This window comes from Streptomyces sp. S3(2020), assembly GCF_013044505.1.
Lineage (GTDB): Bacteria > Actinomycetota > Actinomycetes > Streptomycetales > Streptomycetaceae > Streptomyces.
Genome location: NZ_JABERD010000297.1, coordinates 1 through 9367, shown reverse-complemented (window position 1 = coordinate 9367; position 9367 = coordinate 1). Strand labels below are relative to the sequence as shown.

Sequence of the window (9367 nt, the reverse complement as noted above, 5' to 3'; positions counted from 1 at the left end):
GGCGTCGGGTGGGTTTAGTGGGAGGGTGACGTCCGGTTGGGACGGGGTGCTCGTGGACGGGGAGGCCGTGCTGGTGCTGTCCTGTGTCGGGTCGAGCAGGCCGCCGGTGTTGCCGCCGAGGAGGCCGTCGCTCTCGTCGTCTGACGTGGACGAATTGCTGGGGCTCTTGCTGCCGTTGGAGCCGCTGTCGTCCGACGTGCCGCTGCCACTGCTGGGCGCGGCCGAGCGGCCGGAGCCGGATGTGCCGGTGGACGCCGAGCCGGAACCGCCCTGCCGCTGGCCCGGGCCGCCGCCCTGGGCCGGAGGCTGGGGCAGCAGGGACTGCAGCGGGGCCACCTCTTCGTCTATGGCCTCGAACACCGACGACACCTGCTGACTGACATCGCCGAGCTGGACCGGCAGCCGGTCGCGGAGCGCGCCCCAGACCTCGCGGTGCGAGCGCGAGAAGGTGTCGAGGGCCTGGATGGGGCCCAGGGAGCCCGGGTCCCGCTCATACGCCTCATGGAGCAGTCGGTGGCCCTCCGAGGCGTCGTGCTGCATGCCGGACAGGGCGCGACGGATCTCGCCGACCGACTCGTGGTCGAGGTGGCCGCCGCGGTCGCGGTCCATCAGCCGACGGGCCTCGTTGAGACGCGTGGAGGCCTGGTCGAGATAGGCCTGGCCGCGCTCGTCGTCCCCCTCGGACATGTAGTTGAGCTTGAAGTCCTCGATGCCGCGCTTCAGGCCGTACAGCGAGTCGCCCGGGAGGGCGTCCGAGCTGGCGGCGGCGACTCCGCCGAAGGCGCCCGCGGCGACCCCGACGCTGAGTCCGCCGGCCGCGAGGCCCTTGGTCAGCCGGGACCGCGGTCGCAGTTTGCCCAGCGGGGACGCCCGGTGCGCGCCCCGCGCCCGATGGGAACGCTGTTCGGGCACCGAAGGATCCGTTGCCTCGCCTCCGACGGTGCCTTCCTGGAGCATGGCCTCGAACGCGGCCACCAGCTGGGCCCGCTGGACGACCTTGACCTCGGGGTCCAGCTCCGGCCTGGGCAGCTCGCCGAGACACTCCGTGAGGGCCAGCATGCGGCCCTGCTCGGTCCGTTCCCCGGCTGCCGGGGCCGGGTCCGGTCCTTCGGAGTGCTCGGCCGCCGGACCCTGGTCGGACTCCTCCAGGGCCTGGGCGAAGGCGTTCGCCCGCCGGTGTGCCGATACGTTCGCGATCACTGGCGGCACCTCCTCTCGTCATGACGGTCGACTCCCCAGGGGGTCCTGAGGGTTGCACGCCCTGACCACTTCCACACGATCGAGTGAGCGAAGTCGGCCAGGGAGTGACCACAGGGAGCCTGCATCCTGCACAACGAGCGGCGCGGCACTTGGGTTACGGACTGCGGATGATCGGACCGCGAAGTCAACGAACTTTCACCGATGGTGAGTTGGCGGTTGCGGAGCGTGCGGAGGCGGTGGGCCGCCTCAGCGCGCGTCGTCCGGGAGAAGCCGGGCGAGGGTGCGGACGGCCCGGTACTGAAGGGTCTTGATGGCGCCCTCGTTCTTGCCCATCACACGGGCGGTCTCCGCGACCGAGAGGCCCTGGAGGAAGCGGAGCGTCACACACTCCTGCTGCTGTGGATTGAGGCGGCGCACGGCGTCGAGGAGGGCGGTGTTGGAGAGGGACTCCAGGACCGCGTCCTCGGGCGAGCGTTCGACCTCGTTGGCGTCGAGCATCTCGCCGGTCGTCACTTCCAGGCGGAAGCGGCTCGACTTGAAGTGGTCGGCGACGAGGTTGCGGGCGATCGTCACCAGCCAGGCGCCGAAGTCGCGGCCCTGCCAGGTGAACGTGCCGATCCTGCGCAGTGCGCGCAGGAACGTCTCGCTGGTGAGGTCCTCGGCGGTCGCCTTCCCTCCCACCCGGTAGTAGATGTACCGGTACACGGTGTCGCTGTACTGGTCGTAGAGGCGTCCGAAGGCATCGGCCTCGCCGGCCTGGGCGCGCTCGACGAGATCCATCATGCGGGCGCTGTCGCTGTCCGCGGCCGGGCGGCGCGCGGTGGTGGTGCCGGTCGAACGCCCTCGTCTGCCGACGGCCGCGGAGCCGTCGGCGAGTGCGTAGCACGGGCCGATCGGCGCCGTGGCTACGGCGAGGGCGGGGACGGCGTACGCGGTGGGGACGAAGCCGCGCAACAGGTCTTGGACCGTTGCGCGCAGCGTAGCCAGGCCCGAGGCGTCAACCCCGACGTGTGGGTACACGGGACTCCCAGAGGCAGAGCTTCCATCACGTGCAGTGCGGGACCGTTCACCCGTCGTAGCGACGGAGGGGTACCGGTTTGCGTCTGAGGAGAATAACGCTTCGTGCAGGCACTGCTACACCCAGTTGCTCAAATCATCGATTACGTCGCTTCTGTAACCGAATGGCGGCCGTTCAAGTGCCGCAGAGTGACCGGTTGTTGATCAGATGAGATCGGATTCCGGTCAGGGTGGGGGCGTGTTGTGGCCGTGTGCCGACAAGAGGACTGGATGAAGGGGGTGGGGGGTATTGATGGTGATTCGGGCGCGGGGAGTCAGCGGCGGCGGCGGTGCAGAGCGATCGCGGCCGCGGTTCCTCCCGCCACCGCGCCTACGCCCGCCGCTGCGGGGATGCCCACCTTCGCGGCCTTCCTGCCGGTGCGGTAATCGCGCAAACGCCAGTCCAGTTGCCGTGCGTGCCTGCGGAGCTTGGTGTCCGGGTTGATCGCGTAGGGGTGGCCCACCAGCGAGAGCATGGGGATGTCGTTGTGGCTGTCGCTGTAGGCCGCGCAGCGGGACAGGTCGAGGCCCTCCGCCGCCGCCAGGGCACGGACCGCCTCCGCCTTCGCGGGGCCGTGCAGGGGCTCGCCGACCAACTTGCCGGTGTAGACGCCGTCCACCGACTCCGCGACCGTGCCCAGGGCGCCGGTCAGGCCGAGACGGCGGGCGATCACTCCGGCGATCTCCACGGGGGCCGCTGTGACGAGCCACACCTTCTGGCCCGCGTCCAGGTGGGCCTGGGCGAGGGCCCGGGTGCCGGGCCAGATGCGCTCGGCCATGTACTCGTCGTAGATCTCCTCGCCGATGGACATCAGCTCGGAGACGCGGTGGCCCTGCACGATCGACAGGGCCGAGTCGCGGGCCTCCTGCATGTGTTCGGGGTCCTCGATGCCCGCCAGCCGGAACCACGCCTGCTGCCAGGCGAACTTGGCGAGGTCGCGGGTCTCGAAGAACTTCCGCTTGTACAGGCCCCGGCCGAAGTGGAACAGCGACGCACCCTGCATGACGGTGTTGTCGAGGTCGAAGAAGGCGGCTGCCTTGTCGTCGCCGAGTACCGGGAACTCCGGTTCCTCACCTGGGGCGGAGGTCTCCTCGACCTCCTGCGACGACTTGCGCGCGGCCTCCGCCGAGGCCTCGCCTGCCAACACGCTCCGCGCCGTGGCGGAGCGCCTACGGGGAGTGAGCCATCCGAGAGCGGCCATGGCGTGAGCATAGCCAGTTTGTTCGGAGCTTCCGGAGCCGAGAGGTTCGAAGGGTGTGAACTCTCCGCGACCGGGCCGTTAAACAAGGCGATCGAACAAGGTGATCCCGGCCCCGCGGCGACCGCGCGAGAATGGCCGGCATGAGTCCCATCTTCCGCCGCAAGCCGGCCAAGGCTCCCGAGGACCGGCTCGTCACCCTCATCCGCAAGCCGGGGTGTCATCTGTGTGATGACGCACAGATCGTCATCGAGCGGGTGTGCGGGGAACTCGGGGTCGTCTGGGAACAGAAGGACATCTCCCAGGATCCCCAACTCCACGACCAGTACTGGGAACAGATCCCGGTCGTCCTGGTCGACGGGGAGCAGCACACGTTCTGGCGTGTGGACGAGAAACGCTTGAGGACGGCACTGACCGAGTAGTCCAACTCGCTCGACCGGTCGCTTAGGATCGTTGGCGACTTGGTCCTGGGGGGCGGGATTGTTGAGGAGAGTGTGCGGTTTTGCCCCCGAGAGAGACGCGCGTGACCCCGGTCACGTTGGCCGGGCAAAACGGACACCATCTTTGTGCACGCGTTCACAAAGACATAGCCTGCTTTCGACGGGGCGGTCTGGGTACGTGTGACCGCCTGCAGCCCCGCTCTACCCGCAGGAGCACCGTGGCAACTGGCCGAACTCACCGACCGGCGACCCGTAGCCGAGGGATTCCCGAGGCCACCGTCGCCCGGCTTCCGCTGTACCTCCGCGCGCTGACCGGACTGTCGGAGCGCTCGGTACCCACGGTCTCCTCCGAGGAGCTCGCGGCCGCGGCGGGCGTCAACTCCGCGAAACTGCGCAAGGACTTCTCTTACCTCGGGTCCTACGGGACGCGCGGTGTGGGCTACGACGTCGAGTATCTCGTCTACCAGATCTCCCGCGAACTGGGCCTGACCCAGGACTGGCCGGTTGTGATCGTCGGTATCGGCAACCTCGGCGCCGCGCTGGCCAACTACGGCGGCTTCGCCTCCCGCGGATTCCGGGTCGCCGCCCTCATCGACGCCGATCCCGGTATGGCCGGAAAGCCCGTCGCCGGGATCCCGGTGCAGCACTCGGACGAGCTCGAGAAGATCATCGAGGACAACGGGGTCTCCATCGGCGTCATCGCCACCCCCGCCGGTGCCGCCCAGCCGGTCTGCGACCGGCTCGTGGCCGCCGGGGTCACCTCCATCCTGAACTTCGCGCCGACCGTGCTGACCGTCCCGGACGGCGTCGACGTGCGCAAGGTGGACCTCTCCATCGAGCTCCAGATCCTCGCCTTCCACGAGCAGCGCAAGGCCGGTGAGGAGGCCGCCGCCGGAGCCGACGGCCCCGGTCCGGTCGCCGCCGGTCGTGGTGACTCCGCCGCCTCCTCTTCCTCCGCTGCCTCCGCCGACAAAGGGCCCGACGGGGACGTACCCGCCGTGATGCCGGCATGAGTCTCCTCGTCGTGGGGCTGAGCCACCGCAGCGCTCCGGTCAGCGTGCTGGAGCGGGCGGCGCTGAGCGCTGACGCCCAGGTCAAGCTGTTGCAGGACACGGTCGCCGCGGAGCCGGCCGCCGAGGCGGCGGTGCTCGCCACGTGCAACCGGATCGAGCTGTACGCCGACGTCGACAAGTTCCACGCCGGTGTCGCCGAGCTGTCCACGCTGCTCGCCCAGCACAGCGGGGTGGGGCTGGAGGAGCTCACGCCCTATCTGTACGTGCACTACGAGGACCGGGCCGTCCATCACCTGTTCTCCGTGGCCTGTGGGCTCGACTCCATGGTCGTCGGGGAGGGGCAGATCCTCGGGCAGATCAAGGACTCCCTCGCCAAGGCGCAGGATCTGCACACCGCCGGGCGGCTGCTGAACGATCTGTTCCAGCAGTCCCTGCGGGTCGGCAAGCGTGCGCACTCCGAGACCGGGATCGACCGGGCCGGGCAGTCCTTGGTCACGTTCGGCCTGGAGCAGCTGGCTTCCGGTAGGGCCGTGGACGCGTGGGCCTCGGACAAGAAGGCGCTCGTCATCGGCGCCGGGTCCATGTCCTCGCTGGCCGCGGCGACGCTCGCGCGGGTCGGGGTCGGCGAGATCGTGATCGCCAACCGGACGTCGGACCGGGCCGAGCGGCTCGCGGAGATCCTGAACGACGCCGACGACCTGGACGTGGTGGCCCGCGCGGTACCGATGGATGCGGTGCCGGGCGAGCTGACACGTGCCGACGTCGTGGTGTCCTGTACGGGGGCGACCGGGCTGGTGCTCACGGCTTCCGAGGTCGCCGAGGCCGTTGCCGCGGGCCCGGTGGTGGAGTCGCCCGCCGACGCCGGCGCGCCGGCGCCCCGCCTCGGGTCGGGTGTCGCCCAGGGCGGCACGAACGCCCGCGGCTCGGCCGACGAGGACTGCCCGCTGGACCTGAACTTCGTCCAGGCCACCGCCGGGTTCTCCGTGCTCGGGGAGGCCGCCGTCGCCGGTATGGCCACCACCGAGCTCGAACAGCACGCCGCCTGGGTCGACAACGGCATCGTCCGCATCCCGAGCGCGGCCGACGAAGCCGACGCCATCGCCGCGCTCGCCGCCGCTGCCGCGACTGTCGGGCGCATTCCTGAGCGTCGTAGACCCGAACCCGTGGCTCCCCAGCCCGCGCCCGGGCTGTTTCTGCTCGATCTCGCGATGCCCCGTGACATCGACGCCGCCGTGCACCGGATCCCCGGAGTGCGGCTCGTCGACATCGAGTCGCTCGCCGACGCCTCCGCGGACGCTCCCATGGCGGCCGACGTGGACCAGGTGCGGCGGATCGTCGCCGACGAGGTCGCGGCGTTCGGTGCCGCGCTGCGGGCCGCGCACATCACGCCGACCGTGGTCGCGCTGCGCAGCATGGCCGCCGATGTCGTCGCCGGGGAGATCGCCCGGCTGGAGGGGCGGCTGCCGGGGCTCGACGACAAGCACCGCAGTGAGATCACCCAGACCGTGAAGCGTGTGGTCGACAAGCTGCTGCACGCGCCGACCGTACGGGTCAAGCAGCTCGCGGCCGAGCCCGGCGGTGCCGGGTACGCGGACGCGCTGCGGACCCTGTTCGACCTCGACCAGGAGACGGTTGACGCCGTGTCCCGCGCCGAGGACAGCACCGAGAAGAACAGCAAGAACCGAGGGCCGGCATGACTGAGAAGGCACTGAGGCTCGGGACCAGGCGGAGCAGACTCGCCATGGCCCAGTCCGGGCAGGTGGCGGACGCCGTGAGCCAGGTGACCGGACGGCCCGTGGAGCTCGTCGAGATCACCACGTACGGCGATGTGTCGCGGGAGCAGCTCGCGCAGATCGGCGGCACGGGCGTGTTCGTGACCGCGCTGCGGGAAGCCCTGCTCAAGGGGGAGGTCGACTTCGCGGTGCACTCGCTGAAGGACCTGCCCACCGGGCAGCCCGACGAACTCGCGCTCGCCGCGATCCCGCTGCGCGAGGACCCGCGCGACGTCATCGTCGCCCGGGACGCGCTGAAGTTCACCGACCTGCCCCGCGGGGCGCGCATCGGTACCGGGTCGCCGCGGCGGATGGCCCAGCTCAACGCGTACGCGCGCACCCACGGGCTGGACATCGAGACCGTTCCGATCCGGGGGAACGTCGACACCCGGATCCGGTACGTGCACGACGGCGAGCTGGATGCGGTGGTGCTGGCCGCGGCCGGGCTGAACCGCATCGGCCGTATCGAAGAAGTGACTGACTTTCTTTCAGTCGACACGGTTTTGCCCGCTCCCGGCCAGGGAGCACTCGCGATCGAATGCACCGCGGACAACGCGGACCTGATCGCCGCGCTCGGCGAGCTCGACGACCCGTTCACGCGGGCCGCCGTGACTGCCGAGCGGTCACTGCTCGCCGCCCTGGAGGCCGGTTGCAGCGCCCCTGTGGGCGCGCTGGCCGACCTGCTGGCCGACGGGCAGATTTTCAAGGAAATGCGCCTGCGGGGGGTTGTCGGTACCACCGACGGTTCTCGTACGGTGCAGTTGTCCACCACCGGTCCCGTGCCCGAGACGTACGACCAAGCAATGGCGCTCGGCCGTGAACTCGCTGCCGAGATGCTTGCCCAGGGCGCGGCCGGTCTGATGGGGGAGCGAGCACAGTGAGCCCCACCACCCTTCCTGCCGCCGGACCTGAACACGGGCACGTCACCTTCCTTGGTGCCGGACCCGGGGATCCGGGACTACTGACTCTGCGCGCCGTGGAGGCGCTGGGGAACGCGGACGTTCTCGTCGCCGAGCATGAAGTGCTCGACGTCGTGCGCGTCCACGCTCGCTCAGGCGTCGCCGTCGTGGACACGGACTCGGATCCTTCGTCGGATCCGCATCCGGGCACAGGCGCGCCCCAACTAAAGGTTGTTGACGGTTCGTCAACAACCGCAGCCACCCCCGCCGTGCGGGATGCCGCACATCTTGTCATGGAGGCCGCGCGGGGCGGCAGGCGGGTCGTACGTGCGGTGTCCGGGGATCCCGGGCTCGACGCGTACGCCGCCGAGGAGATGCTGGCGTGCGCCCGCGCCGGGGTGCCCTTCGAGGTCGTTCCCGGTGTCGCCGCCGCGGTCGGCGTGCCCGCGTACGCGGGTGTTCCGCTGCGGGACGCGCAGGGCGCCGATGTGCGGTTCGTGGATGCGCGGACCGCCTCCGACCGGTGCTGGACCGAGGTCGGGGCGTCCGACGGGACCGTGGTCGTCTCGACGACCCTGGATTCCGTGGCCGCCGCCGCGGGTGAGCTCGTCGCCGCCGGGCGCAAGCCCGACACCCCTCTGACGGTCACGGTCGCTGGTACGACCACTCGTCAGCGGACGTGGACCGCGACGCTGGGGACCATCGCCCAGCTGCTCAAGCAGACCAAGGTGCTGCCCTCGCCGGACGGCGGGCGGCCGGTGATAGCCGTGGTCGGTGAACGGTCCGCCGCTGCTCAGCGCGAGCAGCTGTCGTGGTTCGAGTCCAAGCCGCTCTTCGGGTGGCGGGTGCTCGTGCCGCGTACGAAGGAGCAGGCGGCCTCGCTCTCCGACCAGCTGCGGTCCTACGGGGCCGTGCCGCACGAGGTGCCGACGATCGCCGTCGAGCCGCCGCGGACGCCTCAGCAGATGGAGCGGGCGGTCAAGGGGCTCGTGACGGGCCGCTACGAGTGGATCGCCTTCACCTCGGTCAACGCCGTCAAGGCCGTGCGGGAGAAGTTCGAGGAGTACGGGCTCGATGCGCGTGCCTTCGCCGGGATCAAGGTCGCCGCGGTGGGCGAGCAGACCGCCAAGGCGCTCGTCGCCTTCGGTGTGAAGCCGGATCTCGTGCCCTCCGGGGAGCAGTCCGCCGCCGGTCTCCTTGAGGACTGGCCGCCTTACGACCCCGTCTTCGATCCGATCGACCGGGTGTTCCTGCCGCGGGCCGACATCGCCACCGAGACGCTCGTCGCGGGGCTCATCGAGCTCGGGTGGGAGGTCGACGACGTCACGGCCTATCGGACCGTGCGGGCGTCGCCGCCGCCGGCCGACACCCGGGAGGCGATCAAGGGGGGTGGCTTCGACGCCGTTCTCTTCACCTCGTCCTCCACCGTGCGGAACCTGGTGGGTATCGCCGGGAAGCCGCACAACGTGACCGTCATCGCGTGTATCGGTCCCGCTACCGCGAAGACCGCCGAGGAGCATGGGCTGCGGGTGGATGTGATGGCTCCCGAGCCGTCCGTGCACAGGCTCGCGGAGGCGTTGGCCGACTTCGGGTTGAAGCGGCGGTCGGCCGCGGTGGAGGCCGGGGATCCGGTCACCAGGCCGAGCGAGCGTCGGCCGGGGGCTCGGCGGAGGCGTAGCACCACCTGATCCTGTGGGTGTGGGTTTGGGTGTGGGTGTAGTCGTGGCGGCGGTCTGGCGTTCTTGCCAGGCCGCCGTCGGCGTGTGGTCGTAGTGGGGCGGGTTGGGG

8 protein-coding genes are annotated in these 9367 nt (G+C 70.4%); 5 read left to right on the top strand and 3 right to left on the bottom strand.

Features of this window, described 5'->3' with window-relative positions:
- The 3 genes from HLK59_RS45275 to HLK59_RS45265 form a co-directional block, all read right to left on the bottom strand.
- On the bottom strand, nucleotides 1–1200 hold a 1200-nt coding region (locus HLK59_RS45275), incomplete at its 3' end, for a DUF5667 domain-containing protein (RefSeq protein WP_171147509.1).
- A 246-nt stretch (nucleotides 1201–1446) separates the two neighbouring features.
- Entirely contained in the window at nucleotides 1447–2220 is a 774-nt protein-coding gene (locus HLK59_RS45270) for an ECF subfamily RNA polymerase sigma factor, BldN family (RefSeq protein WP_171147508.1), read from the bottom strand.
- A gap of 311 nt (nucleotides 2221–2531) precedes the next feature.
- On the bottom strand, nucleotides 2532–3458 hold the full coding sequence (locus HLK59_RS45265) for an HAD-IB family hydrolase (protein ID WP_171147507.1): 927 nt from the start codon (nucleotides 3456–3458) through the stop codon (nucleotides 2532–2534).
- Nucleotides 3459–3589: 131 nt separating this feature from the next.
- Here HLK59_RS45265 and HLK59_RS45260 point away from each other — a divergent pair, with 131 nt between their 5' ends.
- The 5 genes from HLK59_RS45260 (at nucleotide 3590) to HLK59_RS45240 (ending at nucleotide 9267) form a co-directional block, all read left to right on the top strand.
- Nucleotides 3590–3877 carry a glutaredoxin family protein gene (locus HLK59_RS45260; RefSeq protein WP_171147506.1) on the top strand — a complete coding sequence of 96 codons (288 nt, stop codon included), beginning with the start codon at nucleotides 3590–3592 and terminating at the stop codon, nucleotides 3875–3877.
- A gap of 236 nt (nucleotides 3878–4113) precedes the next feature.
- Nucleotides 4114–4908: a redox-sensing transcriptional repressor Rex gene (locus tag HLK59_RS45255; RefSeq protein WP_171147505.1), complete on the top strand. Its 795-nt coding sequence runs from the start codon at nucleotides 4114–4116 to the stop codon at nucleotides 4906–4908.
- A complete protein-coding gene (locus HLK59_RS45250; RefSeq protein ID WP_171147504.1) occupies nucleotides 4905–6605 on the top strand; it encodes a glutamyl-tRNA reductase in 1701 nt (566 codons plus the stop codon). The genes HLK59_RS45255 and HLK59_RS45250 overlap by 4 nt, the downstream gene beginning before the upstream one ends.
- Nucleotides 6602–7561: a hydroxymethylbilane synthase gene (hemC, locus tag HLK59_RS45245; RefSeq protein ID WP_171147503.1), complete on the top strand. Its 960-nt coding sequence runs from the start codon at nucleotides 6602–6604 to the stop codon at nucleotides 7559–7561. The genes HLK59_RS45250 and hemC overlap by 4 nt, the downstream gene beginning before the upstream one ends.
- Nucleotides 7558–9267, top strand: a complete 1710-nt coding sequence (locus tag HLK59_RS45240; protein WP_171147502.1) for a bifunctional uroporphyrinogen-III C-methyltransferase/uroporphyrinogen-III synthase — start codon at nucleotides 7558–7560, stop codon at nucleotides 9265–9267. Before hemC ends, HLK59_RS45240 begins: the two co-directional genes overlap by 4 nt.
- Nucleotides 9268–9367: the final 100 nt, after the last annotated feature.

Excerpts from the sequence above, each read along its gene's own strand:
- HLK59_RS45265 (WP_171147507.1), bottom strand. The coding sequence starts at position 3,458 with ATGGCCGCTCTCGGATGGCTCACTCCCCGTAGGCGCTCCGCCACGGCG.
- HLK59_RS45260 (WP_171147506.1), top strand. The coding sequence starts at position 3,590 with ATGGCCGGCATGAGTCCCATCTTCCGCCGCAAGCCGGCCAAGGCTCCC.
- HLK59_RS45250 (WP_171147504.1), top strand. The coding sequence starts at position 4,905 with ATGAGTCTCCTCGTCGTGGGGCTGAGCCACCGCAGCGCTCCGGTCAGC.
- hemC (WP_171147503.1), top strand. The coding sequence starts at position 6,602 with ATGACTGAGAAGGCACTGAGGCTCGGGACCAGGCGGAGCAGACTCGCC.